A 19,830-nucleotide genomic window follows, 5' to 3' on the forward strand; every position below is an offset into this window, starting at 1 on the left:
TTGAGAAAATGTCCCATTAATCTACGTCAATTGAATCATGTCATCATCATTATCTTTTATAGACTCCAGAAAATTATCCGTTGCACCCATGTTGGATTGGACCGACCGTGATTTTCGTTATTTGTTACGGCTTATTTCGAAACATGCTTTGCTCTACACAGAAATGGTGACCATAGGGGCGTTGATTCATGGTGATAGACAGCGATTTTTAGCACATGATGCCGCTGAATATCCGTTGGCACTTCAACTGGGCGGTTCTGACCCCGCTGCTTTGGCTGAGTGTGCCAGGATGGGCGAAGATGCTGGTTATAGTGAAATTAATCTGAATGTCGGCTGCCCAAGTGACAGAGTGCAATCGGGCAGTTTTGGCGCTTGCTTGATGGCTGAACCGAATTTAGTCGCTGAAGGCGTAGCGGCGATGAAAAACGCGGTGACTATACCAGTGACTGTTAAAACCCGTTTGGGCATAGATGAGCACGACAGTTATGAGTTTCTGACTCATTTCGTTGATGCTGTATCAGCTGCAGGCTGTAATATTTTCATTCTACATGCCCGTAAGGCCTGGCTTAAAGGCTTAAGTCCAAAAGAAAATCGTGATGTGCCACCCCTGGATTATGAACGTGTTTATCACATCAAAAAGGACTATCCACACCTACACATCGATATTAATGGCGGTATTCATAGTTTGGTAGAAGCCCAGCAGCATCTGCAATATGTGGATGGCGCCATGCTGGGTAGAGCGGTTTATCATGACCCGTACCTGCTTATCGATGCGGATGAACGCATTTTTCTGCAAGCGGCTACTGACAAGCCAAGTCGACATGATGTCATTGAAGCTATGTTGCCGTATATCGAGCAAAGAATGAAACAAGGACGACCGCTGAAATCTATCACACGACATTTACTAGGTTTATTTCAAGGCCAACCAGGTGCTAGACGCTGGCGGCGGCATTTAAGTGAGAATGCCCACTTAGGAGACGCAGGCATTCACACAGTTCAACAAGCCTTAAGTCTGGTCGACAAGGTTTAGTTTCTGAGGCCAGTGCCTTTTTTCAACAGATATAAGGCATATACGGTGAGTGCTACGATGAACAGCATGATGATGCCAAAGGCTGCCATGATAGGGATATCTGAAATACCCAGCATACCGTAACGAAAAGCATTGACCATGTACAAAATAGGGTTCAATAGTGAAACGTTTTGCCAGAAGTCTGGCAATAAATCGATAGAGTAAAACACTCCACCCAGATAGGTTAGCGGGGTTAGAATGAAGGTCGGGATGATGGCAATTTCATCAAAACTGCGTGCATAAATCGCATTGATGAACCCACCCAATGCAAATAAAACCGCACTGAGAAATACCATGCTGATGGTAATAAAAATATGTTCCACCGGCAGGTGAGTAAAGAACAGTGATACCAGTGTCACGATAATCCCCACACACAGCCCCCGAGCCGTACCACCTGCGACATAACCTGCCAAAATCAAGTAATTCGGAATGGGTGCCACAATCAGCTCTTCAATGTGATTTTGGAACTTGGCACTGAAGAACGAGGAGGCCACATTTGAATAGGCATTATTGATCACGGCCATCATGATAATGCCGGGCACGATATATTCAATGTAACTGAAACCACCCATTTCACCAATACGGCTACCTATGAGATTACCGAAAATGATGAAATATAAAGTCATCGTAATGGCTGGGGGCAAGATGGTCTGCGGCCATATTCTGAAGAAACGACGGATTTCACGATATAGCAATGTGGAAAAGGCGACCCAGTGTCTTTGGCGACGAGTTGGTGTCATAGGTATTACTCCGACTTCTCAACAAGGTTGAGAAATAATTCTTCCAAACGATTTACTTTATTTTTCATGCTGGTGACTTCAATACCTGTATGACTCAGTTGTTCAAAAACACTGTTTAACGATTCACCACGGTGAATTTCAACCTCTAAAGTGGTGTTATCGATTTGTTGATAATCGAATCCTTTGAGCTGGAATGTATCGTTTAGTGGTTCTTTGAGGTCTAAAACAAAGGTTTCTTTATCAAGGCGATTGAGTAGGGACTTCATATCGGTGTTTTCAATTATCTGCCCTTTATCGATAATCGCGATGTTGCGACATAGACTCTCGGCTTCTTCAAGATAATGTGTCGTCAATATAATGGTGGTGCCTTCGGCATTAATTTTTCTCAAAAATGTCCACATGGAACGACGAAGCTCAATGTCAACGCCAGCAGTTGGTTCATCTAAAATCAATAATCTTGGATTGTGAACCAACGCTCGGGCAATCATCAGTCGACGTTTCATGCCACCTGACAGGGAGCGAGAAGGGGTGTCTCTTTTTTCCCATAAACCCAGCTGTTTGAGTAACTCATCTGCTCTTGGCTCAGCTTGGCTTGTGGGCATACCATAATAGCCGGCCTGGGCGACAAGGATATGCTTAACCTGCTCAAAACCGTTAAAGTTAAACTCTTGTGGGACCAGTCCGATATAGCTTTTAGCTTGTTCAGCATCGATGTCCAGGTCCGTATCAAAAACCTGGATAGATCCTGTACTTTTAGTCACCAGTGAGGTGATAACACCGATAGTCGTTGATTTTCCCGCACCATTAGGCCCGAGCAAAGCAAAAAAATCACCTTGCTCTACATCCAGGTTAATTTCTTTTAAGGCTTGCATGCCATTGCGGTAAGTTTTGCTTAGATTCTTGATAGATAATGCTTTCACTGTCTCTCTCAAGCGTGATAAAGGTGGCTAGGTTATCATGCCAACAGCGAGATGAGAATTTTGAAAAATATGTTTAGACAATCCCCTCCCAAAACAATAGATGAATTAATGCGGCGCTGTCAGCAAATCGCTGGAAAAAGCTTAGGTCAGATTGCACAGGAGTTGAGTTGCGCTGTACCTGCAGATCTCATGAGGAATAAAGGATGGGTTGGTCAGCTATTAGAGGCCTGTCTTGGTGCTGATGCCGGTAATCAGGCTGAACCAGATTTTATCTCCTTAGGCATTGAATTAAAAACCTTACCTTTAAACGCCAATGGTGAACCGAAAGAGTCGACCTATGTTTGCACTGTTTCAACAGGCGAATACGAAGCCTTAAGTTGGGACAATAGTTGGGTAAAAAGAAAACTCTCACATGTATTGTGGATACCCATTGAGGCTGACTCATCTATTCCGCTTGCTGAGCGTTACATTGGGAGTGGCTGGTTATGGCAACCTGACCCGTCAGAAGAAAATTTATTAAAAGCTGACTGGGAAGAATTGATGGATCGTTTAACGATGGGAGAGCAGTCTGAACTGACAGCCAGAGAGGGGCAATATTTACAAGTCAGACCTAAAGCAGCACACAGTCGAGTTCTTGCAAAAAGTTCGGATAGTGAAGGCGAAACGGTTTTTATGAATCCTCGCGGTTTTTATCTAAGAACCGTTTTTACCAAGCAGTTACTCGCGAAGGCGTTAAATTGATGGTAACGTTGCAAAATTAATGGACTAATTTTGTTTTACTCGGAAAAGTAGAGAGACATGCTAAACGCACTAGTTATCGATAGCTCACCAGATTTTTGTGAGCATATGTTCAATTTATTAGAGTCGGCTGGTTTCAACGTAGATACCGCCAAAACAGGTGGCGAAGGCTTGGTAAAAGCCGCGGCAGGAAAGTATCGTTTAGTGTGCTGTTCTGACAATCTGTCTGACTATGCCAGTAGTGAGTTTTGTAGTCAGCTCAGAGCTTTGAAGGGCTACGATTTTGCCACGCTGTTAGTGCTAACAGAGCATGATAATTCAAAGATTCTTAAACAGGCACTGTTGGCTGGTGCGACTGATATCTTCAGTAAAAGTGATATGTCAGAAATGGATACTTATCTTTGTCGAATCAGCCAGCGTGAGACACGACAATTAAGTGGGCGAGTTCTATTTATCGAAGACTCCCGGGTACTGCAAACCATTATTATCGATTTGTTGACAGATATGGGGCTGGATGTTGACGCCTACAACTATGCCGAAAGTGCATGGGAAGCCTTCAAAGGTGGTGACTACGATCTGGTCATTACAGATATCATGCTTGAAGGCAGTATGAGTGGCATTACGCTGGTACGAAAAATTCGGCGTATGCAAAGTGAATATAGCAATGTGCCCATTATTGCTACGTCTGGTTTTGACAATATGTCTCGCAAGATTGAACTATTCCATCTTGGCGTTAATGACTATGTGTCAAAACCGATTGTGCGTGAAGAGTTGAGACAGCGTGTATTTAATCATGTCACCAGCTACCAGACGACACAGGAACTGCGTACCCAGCAAAAGTCTTTACACAGTCTGGCTATGCTGGATGATACGACGGGCTTATTTAATCGTCATGCACTTCGCGAATTCGCAGGTAAATACTTCAGTGAGGCTTACCGCTTTAGTCGTTGTTTATCTCTGGCTGTGATTGATATCGATCACCTCAAAGAAATCAACGAACATCATGGTTTTGAACGTGGTAATCAGATGTTAGCTGAGCTTGGTTCATGGTTGAAACGTCATGTGCGTGACGTGGATCTTGTTGCTCGCTGGGCTGGTGATGAGTTGGTTTTACTTTTGCCTGAGTGCGACCTAGCTTCAGCAAAAAATATGATGGATCGCATGGTGCAACGTTTGAGAAAACTCAAACCAGCTGACTTAGACGTGACCGTCAGTGTCGGGATTGCTCAATTACGGCCAACAGATAACGATAATCTCAACAGTTTGTTTGAGTTAGCAGATAAAGCAATGTATCAGGCTAAAATGGCGGGACGTAATTGCGTTAAAGTGTATACAGAGCCTGAATCCATTCCCGAGTTGAGTGATAACGATTAGCCGTAAAGCTGTTTAAAGAGTTCACACTGGTCTTTGTCCAGCATGAAGATACCGTGGCCACCGTTTTCTAACTCTAGCCAGGTAAACGCAATCTCCGGCCATTTATCATCCACAGCGAGATCGGTGTTACCTACTTCAATAAATATCAGACCATTTTCTGTCAAATGATCGGCCGCACCGGAAAGAATTTTTGTGACTAAGGCTAAACCACTATCATCTGCTTCAAGTGCTGAGTTTGGCTCATGTCGATACTCTTCAGGCAAAGAAGCCATTTCCTCTGCTCCCACATAGGGCGGATTACTGATAATCAGATCATATTTTTCATCGGTAGATATCTTTTGCCATATATCCGACTCAAGCAACGTCAGTTCATCCTCTAATCCATATTTCTGACGATTTACTCTAGCGACATCTAAGGCATCAGAACTGATATCACTGGCTGTGACTTCAGCTTGCTCAAAGGCCATTGCCAATGCGATAGCAATACAACCACTACCAGTACACATATCTATAATTCGTGTGATGGAGTCAGGTGCAGCGACCCATGGTTGGAACTGTGTTTCTATTAATTCAGCAAAAGGGGAGCGGGGAATAAGGACACGTTCATCCACAAAAAAAGGTAAACCAGCAAACCAGGCTTCATTGGTGAGATAAGGTAGTGGAATACGTTTCTCAATCCGCTTTTCAATAGCGATGAGTAGGGTCCGCTTCTCATCCTGCGTGAGTCTGGCGTCGAGAAATACATCCGGAAGCGTATCGACAGGAAGATGCAAACTACTCAGTAACAATTGTGATGCTTCATTAAATGCATCCTCATTACCATGACCAAAAAATAATCCCGCTTCATTGAAGCGGGATGTAGACCATCGTAAAAAATCACGAAAAGTATTTAATTCAGATTGAACAGCTAGGTAATCAATCATACGTTTTGTGTGATATCAACAAAGTGACCAGCTATCGCAGCTGCTGCAGCCATGGCGGGGCTAACTAAATGTGTTCTTCCACCTTGCCCCTGACGGCCTTCAAAGTTGCGGTTTGACGTCGATGCACAATGCTCACCTGCTTCGAGACGGTCCGCGTTCATGGCCAGACACATTGAGCAGCCCGGGTCACGCCATTCAAAACCGGCTTCGATAAAGATTTTATCCAAACCTTCTTGCTCTGCTTGTTGTTTAACTAAACCAGAGCCAGGCACAACCATGGCCTGTTTCACACTGTCAGCGACTTTACCGCCCTGAATGGCTTCTGCAGCTTCACGCAGATCTTCAATGCGAGAGTTTGTGCAGGATCCAATGAATACTCGGTCTAAATAGATATCTGTAATCGGCTGATTAGCTTGTAGCCCCATATATTTGAGCGCTTTTTCCATGCCGTTGCGTTTAACTGCATCTGATTCTTTGACAGGATCGGGAATAGACGAGTCAACTGAAACAACCATCTCAGGAGACGTGCCCCAAGTGACTTGAGGTTTAATTTCTTCTGCTTTGAGTACCACGACTTTATCAAAATGAGCACCATCATCTGAGTGAAGTTCACGCCAGGCGTTGACGGCTTTATCCCAGTTTTCACCAGAGGGCGAAAAAGGACGGTCTTTCAGATAGTTAATCGTGGTTTCGTCAACCGCAATCATCCCCGCACGCGCGCCAGCTTCTATGGTCATATTACAGACCGTCATGCGACCTTCCATACTCAAAGCCTGAATCGCTTCACCGGCAAATTCGATGGCATAGCCTGTACCACCTGCAGTACCGATTTCACCAATGATAGCCAGAACGATGTCTTTCGCTGTGATGCCGGGTTTAACCTGACCCTCGACACGCACTTGCATGTTTTTGGACTTACGTTGAATCAGGCATTGAGTAGCCATGACATGTTCGACTTCGGAAGTACCAATACCAAACGCTAGCGCACCGAAAGCACCATGAGTTGATGTGTGAGAGTCACCACAAACTACCGTCATACCAGGCAGTGTTGCGCCTTGCTCGGGGCCAACAACATGCACAATACCTTGCCGTAAATCATTTAATCCAAATTCAGTGATACCAAATTCGACGCAGTTGCTATCGAGCGTATCTACTTGCAAACGTGAAATAGGGTCAGCAATCCCTTGTTCGCGATGTGAAGTAGGGACGTTATGATCTGGCGTCGCTAAAATTGAATTTAGGCGATAAGGTTTACGTTCAGCTAAACGGAGCCCTTCGAATGCTTGGGGGGAAGTCACTTCATGAACCAGGTGACGATCAATGTAGAGTAAAGCTGTCGTGCCATCTGACTCAGAACGAACGACATGTTGTTCCCAAAGCTTATCGTAAAGTGTTTTTGCTGACATATCTCTATTAAAACCGATTAGTGAGTTATAAGTATCCTGGCATTATACAGCGTCAGAGATGTAAGCTCTATCTGAACTGATGGCAAAAAAAAACGGGTAACCCGAAAGTTACCCGTTTCATTTTTACTGCTAAGGAAAAGTGATTATTCCATATTAGCGTGTCTGTATCGCATTTCTTCTTCTGGAATACCTTTCTCATGGATAAGATGAGAAACGATGGCTTCCAAGAAAATCAATGTCGATAATTCAAACATAGTACCCATAGGCATGCCCTTTGTAGGAGCAAAGCTATCATCGTTACCAATTTGAATTGTCTTGTCCGCTATATCACCAATCGTTGAACTAGCTTTAGAGCAGATTAATACTACTTTAGCGTTCTCCGATTTAGCTTTGTTCGCGAATGAAACCAACTGAGTTGTTTCACCTGAACCTGAGATAACGATTAATAAATCGCCTTCACGGATGCTAGGTGTGCTGATTTCACCTTGAACGTATACGGTGTAACCACTATGCATCAACCTCATACCCAAGAAGTTACCAACAAGACGTGAACGTCCGGCACCTGTAATGAAGATGCGTTTAGCACCATCACACATGGCAACGAATTCAGCTTCAAGAGAACTGTCAGTAGCCCCTAAAATATCAGTGATTTTGTTTACAACTAGATCACGATGCATTGTCATTTTTCTAATCCTTATGCTGCGTCAACTAATGCACGCAGTTCTTTTGCAGATTCAGCTGGAGATGGAGCGCCGTAGATAGCCGCACCAACAACAACGATGTCAGCACCAGCTTGAACTGTGCTTTGGATTGTATCTTTGTTGATACCACCAGCAACAGAAACTTTAACGTTCAGACCTAAACCAGCGATAGTTTTCAGATCTTCAAAAGGTGTTTGACCAGCAGCTTGTGCGTCAAGACCAGTGTGAACACCAATGATGTGTGCACCGTTAGAAGCCGCTTCTTTAGCAACAGCCGCTTTATCTTCAACACCGATTAAATCGATTTGAGCTTCAGCGTTGTTTGCGTTAGCAGCTTTGATAACGCCTTTCATTGTAGCCATGTCAGAAGCACCTAAAACTGTAGTGATGTCACCACCAGCTTCAAAGAAAGGAGTCGCTTCGTATTCACCAGCGTCCATTGTTTTCAGGTCAACCAGGATTTTTTTGTCTGGGTGAGCTGCTTTCAATGCTTTAACCAGTTTCAGACCGTTGTATTTGATACAAGGTGTACCGATTTCAAGGATATCGACATATGGCGCTACTTGTTCAGCCAGAGCCATTGTTGCGTCAAAGTCCAATGAGTCAAGAGCCATTTGGATTTCAGCCATGTTACATACTCCTAATTTATAGTAAAAATTATTGTTATCACGCTTGCTTATGTGAAGCGGGACTATATGCAGAAATCAGTGACAAGTCAATTTCACTGACCCTGCTGCATTCGGGCCCACTCACCAATGGAGTGGGCTGAATACGGGGAAATTTAATTCTGACGAATTAGCTTTCCAGTTCTGCAAGACGGTTAGCCAGTAACTCTTCAAGTGTTTCAAGAGCTTTAGCAAAACCATCAATACCTTCTTGTAATTTTTCAGTCGCCATGCGGTCTTCAGCATGCATAGCTTTGAAGGTTTCTTCTGTCATGTTGATGCGTTCAACATCCGATGCTTTCGCATCTTCAACATTTAACTTACGTGGTAAGTCACCTTCTGTTGAATGTAATTCATCCAGTAGGGCTGGAGAAATAGTGAGAAGGTCAACACCTGCTAACTCAGTGATTTCACCGACATTACGGAAGCTCGCGCCCATTACTTCGGTTTCTAAACCAAACTTCTTGAAGTAGTTATAGATTTGAGTAACAGAAACAACACCTGGATCTTCAGCTGGCTCGTAAGAATCACGGCCTGTGTCTTTTTTGTACCAGTCGAGAATACGGCCAACGAAAGGTGAAATCAGTTGGATACCATTTTCGCCACAAGCTACCGCTTGGTGCAGACCAAAGACTAGAGTCAAGTTGGTGTGAATACCTTCTTCTTCCAGAACTTTAGCAGCCATTACACCTTCCCAGGTTGCTGCGATTTTGATAAGGATACGCTCACGTGAAACGCCTGCTGCTTCGTATTGAGCAATCAGGTCACGACCTTTAGCGATAGTTGCTTCAGTATCAAATGACAAACGCGCATCAACTTCTGTAGATACACGACCTGGAACGATATCCAGAATTTTCAGACCAAATGAAACAGCTAAACGGTCAAAAGCCAGAGAAACTACTTCTGACGCGGGTGCATCTGCACCTAATGTTTCACGAGCCGCTTTCAATGTGTCATCAACAATACCTTGGTATTGTGGCATTTGAGCTGCAGCAGTAATCAGTGAAGGGTTAGTTGTAGCATCACGAGGTGTAAATTTTTCGATAGCTTGAATATCACCAGTATCGGCGACAACAACGGTCATTTCCTTAAGCTGATCAAGTAAAGTAGCCATGTTTCGTACCTTTAATTTTTAAGTTAAAAATTAACAGTCAACGTGATATCACGCAGACTGTATGGTTGATTTTTTTGATTATTATGTCGGCAAAGCCGGACTACTGCCCGGCTTTATTCCGTAAATCTTGGGTGCAAGCTGAAGGTTAACTTAACCTTTGCTTTGAATGTAACGTTCAACACCTGTCATTGGTTTAGCTTGTGCTTTGTTACGAATATATTGTTCAACGCTAGTGATAACGGTGACGGTTGTTGCTTTATTTCTGATGTATTTTTCAACACCAGTTAGTTGTGAGCCACTATTCGATTGGTTTCTGATATAACGCTCAACACCTGTCAAACCATCATTCGTTTTTGCTGCTGCTGGGCTGCTTGGCTTAGCACTGCTGGTTGGAGCAGAACTAGGACTTGATGAAAACAGGCTTTTAAAAAATCCACAAACTGATGCTAAGAAACCTTTGTCACTCATAATATTATACCCCTGTTACATTTTAACCCCATCTGCCCAACAAAACGAGGTTGGTGCAACGGGTAAATTACTATTTTAGATTAATCGTGGCAAGTCGGAAGAACCTTAGCATATGCCTAAAAGTCGACTTGATTTGTGACTAACCCATCCTGAATTATTGATATTGGTCAATTAAAATCGTAATTATTATCAATACACATTGACCAATATCTTACCTCATTATTTAAATTAATAAATCAACCAGGTAAGCATGAAAAAAAACGAGCGGTCATTGACCACTCGTTTTATTTTCTTCTTTAAGCAATATTTGCTTATGCTGCGTCAACTAAAGCACGTAATTCTTTAGCTGCTTCAGCTGGAGAATCCGCACCGTAGATTGCTGCACCAACAACAACGATTGTTGCGCCAGCACGAACAGTGTCTTGAATAGTGTTTTTGTTCAGACCACCGGCTACTGAAATACGCACGCCTAAGTTTAAGCTAGCGATATCTTTCAGATCAGCGAAAGGTGTTTGACCAGCAGCTTGTGCGTCAAGACCAGTGTGAACACCGATGATTTGAGCACCGTTACGAGCTGCTTCAGTTGCAACTGCTTTTTTGTCTTTAACACTGATTAAGTCGATTTGAGCTTCAGCGTTGTTAGCGTTAGCTGCTTTGATTACGCCGCCCATTGTCGCTTTGTCAGAAACACCTAATACTGTACAGATGTCAGCACCTGCTTCATAGAATGGAGTCGCTTCGTATTCACCAGCGTCCATTGTTTTCAGGTCAACCAGGATCAGGTTGTTAGGGAATTTGCTTTTCAGTGCAGTAACCAGTTCAAGACCGTTATATTTAATGCAAGGTGTACCGATTTCTAAGATATCGACATAAGGAGCAACTTGCTCTGCAAGCGCGATTGTTTGATCGAAATCCAGAGAATCCAGTGCCATTTGAATAAGTGCTTTTGCCATGCTGACATGCTCCTAATTAATTTAATTTATGAGTTATTACGTTGAAAATACGCTCGCAGACTATAAAGCAGATTTGCAGATGCTGTCAATTTTTGACTTGATCTCAACATTTAGCTTCTTTTTTATTACTGGACACAATGATTTGCATTATGCGACTCTTTTTGACCAAATTACATAGTTGCGAGGATCTATTTTGAATACAGAATCTGCGGTCTGTTTGGATAATGTAGCTGGTCTGATTATTGACATGGATGGGGTGCTTTGGCATGGCAATAAACCCATGAAAGGAGTGGAAGCGTTTTTTCAACTATTGAGAAAAAAACACATACCTTTTGTTTTGGCGACAAATAACGCCAGTTTGACTCAGCAGCAATATATAGAAAAATTAGCCTCAATGAATATTGATGTCGCTGCGAACGAAATTCTCACTTCCAGTATGGCCACAGTTAGCTATTTGTGTGAACACTTATCAGCAGATAAAAAACGCGTTTTTGTAATCGGGGAGGATGGTCTAAAACAGCCCCTGCGTGATAATGGATTTGTGCTGACAGAGTTATACGAAGTAGATCAGCCTGAAAAAGGTATCACAGGGCGAACAGCAGATATTGTTGTGTCAGGACTCGATCGCCACTTAAGTTGGGATAAATTGGCAACGGCAACCCTAAATATCAATGCGGGTGCTGTCTTTTATGCAACAAACTCAGATGCCACATTACCTACTGAGCTCGGTGAAGTTATGGGTAATGGGGGCGTACTTGCTGCACTAGAATCTGTGACCGGTGTCAAGCCGATATCAATTGGAAAACCAGCGCCTATTTTGTACGAACAGGCTTTGAAAATTTTAGGTACAACAAAAGAGACAACCATTGCGATAGGTGACCGTCTTAATACGGATATTTTGGGTGCTGTTAATGCGGGTATCCGCAGTGTCTTAGTATTAACCGGTGTGTCTTCTGCTGAGGATGTTGAGCAGGTTGATTATCAACCCACATGGATTCTGGATGATTTGGCGGCACTCACCAAGGCCTTGGAAAACTAGCTAGATATAAAAAGGAAGCGAGAGATGAAAAAATTAATCAATGCTGTGGACAGTGTGCTTGAGGAGAGTTTGAGTGGATTTGCTAGAGCACACAGCGATATTATTCAATTCAATCAACAACCCCAATTTGTTAGTCGAAAAAATAAGTCTGAAAACAAAGTCGCTCTGATTTCTGGTGGTGGTGCTGGTCATGAACCATTACATACTGGATTGGTGGGAAAAGGCATGCTAGATGCGGCTTGTCCTGGACAGGTGTTTACATCACCTACTCCTGATCAAATGATGATGGCTGCTCAGACTGTTGAAGCTGGTGCTGGCGTGTTGTTTATTGTTAAAAATTATGCCGGTGATGTGATGAATTTTGAAATTGCGGCCGAAATGTTGGACTGCCCACATGAAACTGTACTGGTGAATGATGACGTATCCTTACCCAAAGATCACAGTACTGGCCGTCGAGGTGTCGCAGGGACATTAATTGTAGAAAAAATCGTCGGTGCGGCTGCAGAAGCAGGCGCTGATCTAGCCACTTGTAAAAAGCTGGGTGACAAAGTCGTCAATGCCACAGCGTCGATGGGATTGGCTTTAACGAGTTGTACGGTACCTGCCTTGGGTCAACCCACTTTTGATATTACAGATAATGAAGTCGAAATGGGGGTTGGAATTCATGGTGAGCGCGGTCGTGAAATCATGAACTTAACGACTGCTGATGAGTTAGTTCAGATACTGGCTAAAGCGATTGATGAGGATTTGCAGCCAGCGAAAGGACAGCGCGTGTTACTACATGTGAATGGCTTTGGGGCGACACCATTAATGGAGCTGTACCTAGTCTATGATATCGCTTCTCATTTTTTTGAGGAGCGTGATATAGAAATTGTGCGTTCACTGGTAGGCAACTACACCACATCACTGGATATGGCGGGTTGCTCTGTTACGCTAACATTGATGGATGACGAAATACTGCAGTATTGGGATGCACCTGTACATACGGCGGCATTACGTTGGGGGATTTAGTTTTTACTTAACTCATCAGCAATGACGCACAGAATAAGTTGTGATGTACGAGCGCCTGCATCGATGTGACCGCGGGCGCGTTCACCCAAAAATGATGCTCTTCCTTTTGTGGCCAGCATGTCTTTAGTTGATTGCATACCATGTGTAGCGGCTGTTTTCATATTACTTAGAACCGTCGCTTTGTCTGCATTTTGTTCAGCATCACTTTGCAATGATTGCATCACTGGAATCAGGGTATCCAGCATGGTTTTTTCACCGATATCGGCTTTTCCTCGTGCTTTTATTGACTCAACACCTACTGAGTAAATAGTGGAAACCGCTGTCAGATCCATATCTTGATCTTTAGCGGCTTTCCCCATACTCACAAACATGGAACCCAGCAATGAGCCTGATGCGCCACCCATAGTAGACATTAGAGTCATACCCATTTTCATGAATGCTGCTGACCAATCAAGTTGAATCAGTTCATCATTTTGCTTAGTCAACCCCTCAAGTCCACGTAATAGATTGGTGACATGGTCACCATCACCAATGGCTCGATCCAACGCAGAAATCTCCGCTTCATTGTTAAGTATTTCAGATTGAATTGCAGCGAGAAGAGTGGGGAGAAAAGTGGTATCAGTCATGTTTAGGCCAATGAGTTTATCGCAGAGCATAAAACTACTGAATCCATAGCATCAGGTCAACTGACAACCATCGTTTTATGTTTGCTTCGGAGGTAACGGGTGGATGGGTGGAATGATGTCGGCGTTCAATAATAAGCGTCCATACACCACACCTCGCAAGGTAATCATTTTGTCGGCGATCATGTTCAGGCGATTAGCTGGGCCTTGAACCAGAATGACTGACAGTGTGTTGGTATGGGTTAAATTGACATTGAGGTTACTGATGACCTCATCAATGTATTCATATTGCAGATCATGAAGACGTTTTTGCAGGCCGGGTACGGAATGATTGTAAACCAGATTAACGGTGCCGGTCATGACTGTATCACCCTGCTGGGCGCGATGTTCATTGATTTGTAAATTTATCATGTCACAAATAGCCTGAGAGCGACTTTCAAACCCCCGTTTACTGACCATTTCATCTAAACCTTCCAGCAGACTTTCAGGTAATGAGATACTGATACGACTGACTTTTTCTTTGCTCATGCGAACTCCTGAAGTTTGTCATCATTATTGTCTGGATGGACAAGACTATCACCCCGGCTAAAACCGGGGTGATGTCACCTTATTTTTAGAACAAGTGGCTATAGCGCTCCACTTCCCATGCACTAACCACAGTGTGGTATTCATTCCACTCAGCTTGTTTGTAACGAATAAATTCGTTTCTCAGCTCACTACCCAGGACTTCTTCCATAAACGGATCAGCAGCAAATGCCTGAATGGCTTCGTCCAGCGTTCTGGGTAAGAATTGAATGCCTAATTCCTCACGTTCTGCTTCAGTTAATTCATACAGATTACGTTCCTGAGGTTTACCAGGATCCAGGCCTTCTTTGATACCTTCTAGACCAGCTGCGAGCACCAGAGCGGCTGCAAGGTATGGATTGACAGCGCCATCGGCATTGCGTGATTCACAACGACCACCACCCATCGGCACCCGAACTGAGTTGGTACGGTTATTCGAGCCAAACGAGTTAAATACCGGTGCCCAAGTGAAGTAAGGCATATCACCCTGGCGAACCAGTCGTTTATATGAGTTTACAGTTGGCGCAAACACCGCACATAAAGCGGGCCCGTGTTTTAATACACCGGCAATGAACTGATAGCCTAATTTGGTTAAGCCGAGGCCATGCTCATCTTCTTCAGGTTTGCACTGGAAAAGATTGGCTCCAGTCTCCAAATCATAAAGCGACATATTAAAGTGAGCGCCTGTTCCAGTTTTATTTGAGAATGGTTTAGGCATGAATGTCGCTAATAAATCTTCTTGTTTAGCATACTCTTTTGCCATCATCTTCAAGAAAGTAAAGCGATCGCAGCTGGTAATGGCATCAGCGTAGTTAAAGTCGAACTCGAACTGTGCATTGGCATCTTCATGATCGAAGGAGTAAAGCCCCCAACCCAGATCATCAATGCTGGTGGCCATTTTGTCTAACCAGCTAAAATTACTTAAAAAAGCGCGAGTGTCATAACAGGGTTTTTTCAATTTATCATCTGGATCAGGCACAGACAGGGTGCCATCTTCATTTTTCTTCACCAGGTAAACTTCTGCTTCAATACCCAGATTCATGCCATAACCGAGCTTTTTTGCTTGTTCCAGTACAGATTTGAGTAAAACACGAGTACTGAGCATATACGGTTTTTTGTATAGGGTATTATCGGCTGGCATCCAGGCAATTTCTGGTTGCCATGGTAGTTGAATAATATGATCTAAATCTGGCACAGAGGCGATTTCATCATCATTTGGCTGCTGTCCCAAACCATCGACAGCATAACCGGTATAAAGCTCTGAGCCATGTGCCATATGATGTAAATGCGAGAGCGGGACAACTTTACCTTTCGGTACGCCATGGATATCCACATACGTACCCATGCAGTATTTCACGCCTTTGCTTTTTAATTCTTCTTGTATTTTTCTGATTTCATCATCAGTTTTGATGTTAATCATGAGATTACCCTTCTTTGGTTAATGATTTATAAGAGAGACTGGTGGTAGCTTTGATCAAGCGGCGGTTGTTCCTTAATTGCTCTCATCACCAGTTGAGATAAGTCTTCACACATCCATGAAAAAAGTGCTTCACCCTCAGCTTTTGTTGCAGTGGAGGGTTTACCTGTCACGCCATTTAAACTGGTGCGATTGACAGGATGACTGAACACACAGCCATCAGTTCGGTCCGGATCATCTGCGTCAACTAATTTATCTTCACGCACTACCTCCGGGTGTAAGGCCATCATCAAAGCGGTTTCGGCTTGATTGGCATGCCAGTCTTCAGCATCGTCGTGATGGGCTTTGCGAACACGTTCCGAAATTTGAGCGGTGTGAACCAAGCCGATCATCAAATCATCATGACGTGCTCTGAGCATTTCCAAGGCGCAACGAAGTGGAGCGGCATTGGTCACATGGCCATTGATCAGTAACAGGCGTTTAATACCGGAAGAGGCTACCCAGTCACCGATATCGGAAATCACATCAATCAATGTTTTAGGATTGAGTGCCATCGTGCCTGGCCATCTTTTAGAATGACCGATAGAACAACCATAAGGCTGGGTGGGTAATAAAATAACCGGTGTCTGCTTTGCTACTTCTTTGCATAAGGTGTCAGCAATAGCCGAATCCATACCACAGCCCATATGTGGCCCATGCTGTTCGGTGGCACCTACAGGCAGTAAAGCGGTATCAACACCTTTTTTTACTGCCTCGGCAACTTCTTCCCATGTCATTTGTGCTAATTCATACATTAGAAAACGCTCCCAACTTCATCATTTACTGGCACCATGCGGACAAGGTTCAGGTGATCTTCATCATCATCCTGCTTGGGAGGGTGAATCAGTTCTTCCAGTCGTTTTTTAGTGGCGATAAATTCTGGTGATAAAAATTGATCTGGATTTCTAGGTTGAGGTACCGGTACTTCAATCACTTCTTGTACTTCGCCTGGATTGGCTTTTAGCACCAGAATGCGATCAGCTAGATAAATGGCTTCATCCAGATCGTGGGTAATGAAAAACACCGTCACATCAATGTTTTTCCATATCTCCATCAGATAAGCTTGCATTTTGCTGCGAGTTTGAGCATCAAGGGCTCCAAATGGCTCATCCATCAATAGCACTTTAGGTTTATTGGCTAAAGCTCTGGCAATGGCAACACGTTGCTTCATACCTCCTGAGAGTTGATGGGGGTAGCTGTTTTCAAAACGTGCTAAACCAATTAAGTCTATCCACTGTCTAGCTTCAGCTTCTGCTGTGCCTTTGTCATAGCCAGATTCACGTAGACCAAACATCACGTTCTGCTTGACGGTTAGCCATGGAAATAAGGTATAACCTTGGAATACCATGCCGCGTTCTGGCCCCGGTTTATCGACGACTTTGCCATCCAGTTTGACTTCACCTTCGGTGGCTTGCTCAAGGCCTGCCAGAATGCGAATCAGGGTGGATTTACCACAGCCTGATGGCCCAATCACACAAACAAACTCACGTTTATGAATGCTCAGATTGATATCTTTTAATGCGGTCACCGTGCCATGTCGGCTTTGGAAGGTTTTACTTAATCCTGTCACTTCCATGGTGACTGGACGTTTTTTGATGCGGGCAAAACGGTCTCGAACAGCATCTGACTGAACGCGATAATCGGGTAAGGTTGGTTCACTCATCTCGTGCTCCTAATTCGCTTTCTGCCAAGGGAAAAGACGACGTCCAAACCAGGCTAGTAATAAATCAATGGTCAGGCCTAAAATGCCGATCATCATGATGGCGGCGAAGACGTTGTCGAAGTTTTTGTAGCGTGCTTGTTGGGTGATAAACCAGGTAATACCTGAGCTGGTGCCAATTAATTCCGCCACAATCAAATAGGTCCAGGCCCAGCCAAGCAGGATGCGGGTGTCGCGGTATAAATCCGGCAAAATGCCAGGTAATACGATGCGAAATAGCATGGAGCGATTATTTGCGCCCAATGTTTGACCCGCTTCCAGTAAGGCTGGGTCCAGTTTTCGGGTGGTATTGGCGACGATCAAAACCTGCTGGAAAAAGGTACCGATAAAAATAATCGCAATTTTTGGCGCTTGATAAATCCCAAGAATCGCCACCGCCAATGCACCAAATGCTGGCGCAGGTAGGTAGCGGAAGAACTCGATAAAGGGTTCAAATAATCGAGAGAAAAAGTCATAGGTCCCAGCTAAGACGCCAAGGGGAATGCCTATGATGGATGACAAAAGGAATCCATAAAAAATAACCTGAATACTGCTCCATAGACTTTCGTGTAACCACAGCTCACTGCTACGTTTGGGTTCGGTGGTAAACGACGTATAGAAAGCGGTGACAACTTCATGTGGCGCGGGCAAGTAAATAGGGTTGGCCGGTATGCCTTCTGGTATGGCCTTGCCTGCTGCGGAAGCTTTGTCGAGTTCAGCATTAAAAACCGCTTTATCAACTAGCATTCCTTCACGAAAGTAACTCACAGAGCCGGATGAAGTGACTTCTACTTCCGGGTGCCAAATAAATGGGACATAGCTGACCAGACACCAAAGAAGAATGGGTAATACAAAACTGCTGATAGTCACTAATTGTCGACTACGTGGCTCAAGCGGTTTATTAACTGAAAAGAGTGACATAAACAGTACCTTTGCTATTTTCAGACAACACGATCCCCTGCCTGGTCATGACATAAAATTTCAGGAAGAGGGGGAGGCACCGGTTGATGACCGGTGCCTATTAGTCTTTTACTCGCCTAATAAAAGAGAAGGATCGATGTAATTATCGACAGTCTGTTTATCGGCATAGACCTTATTGTCGACATTGAATTGATCCGCAATTTCTGTTGAACCATAAAGCGAACCAAAGCCGTCTGCTTTTTTCATAAAGCCTTGAGCTTCTTCTTTAGTCAAAATCTTAGTACCATCGATAAAGGCTTTATACGCCTCGGGTTCAATACCAACGCGAGCAGCCATGATGCTGATGGCATCATCACGTGTTTTTGGATCATTGAGGTAATCAACCGCCATATACCAGGCATCGATAACTTTTTTCCATTCATCGCGATGAGTTGCCAAGCTTGATGGAGAAACAGCTAACACATCATAAATAAGACCAGGTTCATCGGCACTGGTGTAAATAGGTTTCGATCCTGGCACTAAATCTAATGCCTGACCTGAGTTTGGTTGCCAAGCCCCAATAGCTTCGACCTGGCCTGATGCCAAGACTTGTGGTGTTTCATTTGTGGGCACATTCACTAGTTCAACATCACTTTCAGTCATGCCGGCTTTTTCTAAACCGTTCAGCAATAATAAATGGTCCACAAAGCCGAGTTCGACGCCAACTTTTTTGCCTTTCAGATCGGTAATGGAGTTAATGCTGGGCGCACCCACAATCATATCGTTACCGTTACTGTAGTCATTGATCAAGATCATGACATTTTGGGCACCTGTGGCACCTGTGACTAGGGCGTCACCATTAGTCATCGTCACCGCATCTAACTGACCCGCAGCGAAGGCGTCCATGCTAGCGACGTAATCAAACCATTCAAACTGCACGTCCACTCCAACTTTATCGAACATTTTCTTTTCGATGGCGATTTCCCAAGCCACCCAACCTGGCCAATCGCTATAGCCAATTTTTAGTGGTTCTGCACTGGCATTAGCTGAAAGTAATAAACCTGCGAAAGCAGAAAGAAATAGTCTTTTTTTCATTTTAGATACCCCGGTTAGTATTACGATTTACCAATTTGGTAATACTCAGTTTTGCAGTAACTGTGCCAGACCATGGGGCCTTGTATGGTTAGGATAGAAAAGTTGCAATAAATGGATGAGGCAATATTGAAGTAAAACCAACAAAAATAAGGCTTTCAGCGGGTGATAGAAAATAGTAAGTGAAATGGTAGTAAGTGAAGATCTGATCTTATTGCAGAGTTTTACATCGGCTAATACCAGATGCTTATGCACTAAAAAGACACGTGAATTGATAAAAAGCCCCAAAAGTGCGCGCTGTTGTAGAAGCTAATTTGGAAATGATGTTATTAAATAGAAGAGGAGGTTGTGATCGCGAAAAGAAGAGTATAAAAA

21 protein-coding genes are annotated in these 19,830 nt (G+C 43.8%); 5 read left to right on the forward strand and 16 right to left on the reverse strand.

The window, feature by feature from the left end; translation table 11 throughout:
- Window positions 1-37 precede the first annotated feature (37 nt).
- Complete coding sequence (dusA, locus tag B3014_RS11875) at window positions 38-1,030, forward strand: tRNA dihydrouridine(20/20a) synthase DusA (protein WP_289245351.1); 993 nt, start codon at window positions 38-40, stop codon at window positions 1,028-1,030.
- Here the strand turns inward: dusA and B3014_RS11880 are convergent.
- Window positions 1,027-1,809: an ABC transporter permease gene (locus B3014_RS11880; RefSeq protein WP_289245352.1), complete on the reverse strand. Its 783-nt coding sequence runs from the start codon at window positions 1,807-1,809 to the stop codon at window positions 1,027-1,029. The genes dusA and B3014_RS11880 overlap by 4 nt on opposite strands.
- A 5-nt stretch (window positions 1,810-1,814) precedes the next feature.
- A complete protein-coding gene (locus B3014_RS11885; protein WP_349675882.1) occupies window positions 1,815-2,681 on the reverse strand; it encodes an ABC transporter ATP-binding protein in 867 nt (288 codons plus the stop codon).
- A gap of 117 nt (window positions 2,682-2,798) precedes the next feature.
- On the opposite strand from B3014_RS11885, the gene mutH reads away from it, so the two are divergent.
- A complete protein-coding gene (gene mutH / locus B3014_RS11890) occupies window positions 2,799-3,470 on the forward strand; it encodes a DNA mismatch repair endonuclease MutH (RefSeq protein ID WP_289245368.1) in 672 nt (223 codons plus the stop codon).
- A 57-nt stretch (window positions 3,471-3,527) separates the two neighbouring features.
- Entirely contained in the window at window positions 3,528-4,841 is a 1,314-nt protein-coding gene (locus B3014_RS11895) for a diguanylate cyclase domain-containing protein (protein WP_289245354.1), read from the forward strand.
- Here B3014_RS11895 and prmB read toward each other — a convergent pair.
- The 7 genes from prmB to hxlA (B3014_RS11930) form a co-directional block, all read right to left on the reverse strand.
- Window positions 4,838-5,764 carry a 50S ribosomal protein L3 N(5)-glutamine methyltransferase gene (gene prmB / locus B3014_RS11900; protein WP_289245355.1) on the reverse strand — a complete coding sequence of 309 codons (927 nt, stop codon included), beginning with the start codon at window positions 5,762-5,764 and terminating at the stop codon, window positions 4,838-4,840. The genes B3014_RS11895 and prmB overlap by 4 nt on opposite strands.
- Window positions 5,761-7,170, reverse strand: a complete 1,410-nt coding sequence (gene leuC / locus B3014_RS11905) for a 3-isopropylmalate dehydratase large subunit (RefSeq protein WP_289245356.1) — start codon at window positions 7,168-7,170, stop codon at window positions 5,761-5,763. Before leuC ends, prmB begins: the two co-directional genes overlap by 4 nt.
- A 143-nt stretch (window positions 7,171-7,313) precedes the next feature.
- On the reverse strand, window positions 7,314-7,853 hold the full coding sequence (hxlB, locus tag B3014_RS11910; RefSeq protein WP_289245357.1) for a 6-phospho-3-hexuloisomerase: 540 nt from the start codon (window positions 7,851-7,853) through the stop codon (window positions 7,314-7,316).
- A gap of 11 nt (window positions 7,854-7,864) precedes the next feature.
- On the reverse strand, window positions 7,865-8,500 hold the full coding sequence (gene hxlA, locus B3014_RS11915) for a 3-hexulose-6-phosphate synthase (protein WP_286303582.1): 636 nt from the start codon (window positions 8,498-8,500) through the stop codon (window positions 7,865-7,867).
- Between the two features lie 166 nt (window positions 8,501-8,666).
- A complete protein-coding gene (locus tag B3014_RS11920) occupies window positions 8,667-9,650 on the reverse strand; it encodes a transaldolase (RefSeq protein ID WP_286303583.1) in 984 nt (327 codons plus the stop codon).
- Window positions 9,651-9,800: 150 nt separating this feature from the next.
- Window positions 9,801-10,118 (reverse strand): hypothetical protein, encoded by a 318-nt coding sequence (locus B3014_RS11925; protein WP_286303584.1) that lies wholly within the window; start codon window positions 10,116-10,118, stop codon window positions 9,801-9,803.
- A 311-nt stretch (window positions 10,119-10,429) separates the two neighbouring features.
- Window positions 10,430-11,071: a 3-hexulose-6-phosphate synthase gene (gene hxlA / locus B3014_RS11930; RefSeq protein WP_007147026.1), complete on the reverse strand. Its 642-nt coding sequence runs from the start codon at window positions 11,069-11,071 to the stop codon at window positions 10,430-10,432.
- Window positions 11,072-11,264: 193 nt separating this feature from the next.
- Between hxlA (B3014_RS11930) and B3014_RS11935 the strand changes: the two genes are divergently transcribed.
- On the forward strand, window positions 11,265-12,110 hold the full coding sequence (locus B3014_RS11935; protein WP_289245358.1) for an HAD-IIA family hydrolase: 846 nt from the start codon (window positions 11,265-11,267) through the stop codon (window positions 12,108-12,110).
- Between the two features lie 24 nt (window positions 12,111-12,134).
- Complete coding sequence (dhaK, locus tag B3014_RS11940; protein ID WP_289245359.1) at window positions 12,135-13,121, forward strand: dihydroxyacetone kinase subunit DhaK; 987 nt, start codon at window positions 12,135-12,137, stop codon at window positions 13,119-13,121.
- Here dhaK and dhaL read toward each other — a convergent pair.
- The 7 genes from dhaL to B3014_RS11975 all read right to left on the reverse strand — a co-directional run bounded on the left by dhaL (window position 13,118) and on the right by B3014_RS11975 (window position 19,458).
- The gene (gene dhaL / locus B3014_RS11945; protein ID WP_289245360.1) at window positions 13,118-13,747 is read right to left on the reverse strand and encodes a dihydroxyacetone kinase subunit DhaL; all 630 of its coding nucleotides are present in this window, start codon (window positions 13,745-13,747) and stop codon (window positions 13,118-13,120) included. The two genes, dhaK and dhaL, sit on opposite strands and share 4 nt — an antisense overlap.
- A 75-nt stretch (window positions 13,748-13,822) precedes the next feature.
- Window positions 13,823-14,272 (reverse strand): nickel-responsive transcriptional regulator NikR, encoded by a 450-nt coding sequence (nikR, locus tag B3014_RS11950; RefSeq protein ID WP_007147022.1) that lies wholly within the window; start codon window positions 14,270-14,272, stop codon window positions 13,823-13,825.
- Window positions 14,273-14,357: 85 nt separating this feature from the next.
- Window positions 14,358-15,728: a type III glutamate--ammonia ligase gene (gene glnT / locus B3014_RS11955; protein WP_289245361.1), complete on the reverse strand. Its 1,371-nt coding sequence runs from the start codon at window positions 15,726-15,728 to the stop codon at window positions 14,358-14,360.
- 26 nt (window positions 15,729-15,754) lie between these two features.
- Window positions 15,755-16,519 carry a creatininase family protein gene (locus tag B3014_RS11960; protein WP_289245362.1) on the reverse strand — a complete coding sequence of 255 codons (765 nt, stop codon included), beginning with the start codon at window positions 16,517-16,519 and terminating at the stop codon, window positions 15,755-15,757.
- On the reverse strand, window positions 16,519-17,427 hold the full coding sequence (locus tag B3014_RS11965) for an ABC transporter ATP-binding protein (RefSeq protein ID WP_289245363.1): 909 nt from the start codon (window positions 17,425-17,427) through the stop codon (window positions 16,519-16,521). Before B3014_RS11965 ends, B3014_RS11960 begins: the two co-directional genes overlap by 1 nt.
- Window positions 17,428-17,436: 9 nt before the next feature.
- On the reverse strand, window positions 17,437-18,384 hold the full coding sequence (locus B3014_RS11970; protein ID WP_289245364.1) for an ABC transporter permease: 948 nt from the start codon (window positions 18,382-18,384) through the stop codon (window positions 17,437-17,439).
- Between the two features lie 108 nt (window positions 18,385-18,492).
- Window positions 18,493-19,458, reverse strand: a complete 966-nt coding sequence (locus B3014_RS11975) for an ABC transporter substrate-binding protein (protein ID WP_289245365.1) — start codon at window positions 19,456-19,458, stop codon at window positions 18,493-18,495.
- Window positions 19,459-19,830: the final 372 nt, after the last annotated feature.

It is taken from the genome of Methylophaga sp. UBA678 (assembly GCF_002299105.1).
Lineage (GTDB): Bacteria > Pseudomonadota > Gammaproteobacteria > Nitrosococcales > Methylophagaceae > Methylophaga > Methylophaga marina.

What these genes read in the sequence shown, in the direction of transcription:
- leuC (WP_289245356.1), bottom strand. Translation starts at nt 7,170, where the DNA reads ATGTCAGCAAAAACACTTTACGATAAGCTTTGGGAACAACATGTCGTT.
- B3014_RS11960 (WP_289245362.1), bottom strand. Translation starts at nt 16,519, where the DNA reads ATGTATGAATTAGCACAAATGACATGGGAAGAAGTTGCCGAGGCAGTA.
- B3014_RS11970 (WP_289245364.1), bottom strand. Translation starts at nt 18,384, where the DNA reads ATGTCACTCTTTTCAGTTAATAAACCGCTTGAGCCACGTAGTCGACAA.
- B3014_RS11895 (WP_289245354.1), top strand. Translation starts at nt 3,528, where the DNA reads ATGCTAAACGCACTAGTTATCGATAGCTCACCAGATTTTTGTGAGCAT.
- mutH (WP_289245368.1), top strand. Translation starts at nt 2,799, where the DNA reads ATGTTTAGACAATCCCCTCCCAAAACAATAGATGAATTAATGCGGCGC.
- nikR (WP_007147022.1), bottom strand. Translation starts at nt 14,272, where the DNA reads ATGAGCAAAGAAAAAGTCAGTCGTATCAGTATCTCATTACCTGAAAGT.
- B3014_RS11885 (WP_349675882.1), bottom strand. Translation starts at nt 2,681, where the DNA reads ATGCAAGCCTTAAAAGAAATTAACCTGGATGTAGAGCAAGGTGATTTT.
- B3014_RS11880 (WP_289245352.1), bottom strand. Translation starts at nt 1,809, where the DNA reads ATGACACCAACTCGTCGCCAAAGACACTGGGTCGCCTTTTCCACATTG.
- hxlB (WP_289245357.1), bottom strand. Translation starts at nt 7,853, where the DNA reads ATGACAATGCATCGTGATCTAGTTGTAAACAAAATCACTGATATTTTA.
- B3014_RS11925 (WP_286303584.1), bottom strand. Translation starts at nt 10,118, where the DNA reads ATGAGTGACAAAGGTTTCTTAGCATCAGTTTGTGGATTTTTTAAAAGC.
- B3014_RS11965 (WP_289245363.1), bottom strand. Translation starts at nt 17,427, where the DNA reads ATGAGTGAACCAACCTTACCCGATTATCGCGTTCAGTCAGATGCTGTT.
- B3014_RS11975 (WP_289245365.1), bottom strand. Translation starts at nt 19,458, where the DNA reads ATGAAAAAAAGACTATTTCTTTCTGCTTTCGCAGGTTTATTACTTTCA.
- dusA (WP_289245351.1), top strand. Translation starts at nt 38, where the DNA reads ATGTCATCATCATTATCTTTTATAGACTCCAGAAAATTATCCGTTGCA.
- glnT (WP_289245361.1), bottom strand. Translation starts at nt 15,728, where the DNA reads ATGATTAACATCAAAACTGATGATGAAATCAGAAAAATACAAGAAGAA.
- hxlA (WP_286303582.1), bottom strand. Translation starts at nt 8,500, where the DNA reads ATGGCTGAAATCCAAATGGCTCTTGACTCATTGGACTTTGACGCAACA.
- prmB (WP_289245355.1), bottom strand. Translation starts at nt 5,764, where the DNA reads ATGATTGATTACCTAGCTGTTCAATCTGAATTAAATACTTTTCGTGAT.
- hxlA (WP_007147026.1), bottom strand. Translation starts at nt 11,071, where the DNA reads ATGGCAAAAGCACTTATTCAAATGGCACTGGATTCTCTGGATTTCGAT.
- dhaK (WP_289245359.1), top strand. Translation starts at nt 12,135, where the DNA reads ATGAAAAAATTAATCAATGCTGTGGACAGTGTGCTTGAGGAGAGTTTG.
- B3014_RS11920 (WP_286303583.1), bottom strand. Translation starts at nt 9,650, where the DNA reads ATGGCTACTTTACTTGATCAGCTTAAGGAAATGACCGTTGTTGTCGCC.
- dhaL (WP_289245360.1), bottom strand. Translation starts at nt 13,747, where the DNA reads ATGACTGATACCACTTTTCTCCCCACTCTTCTCGCTGCAATTCAATCT.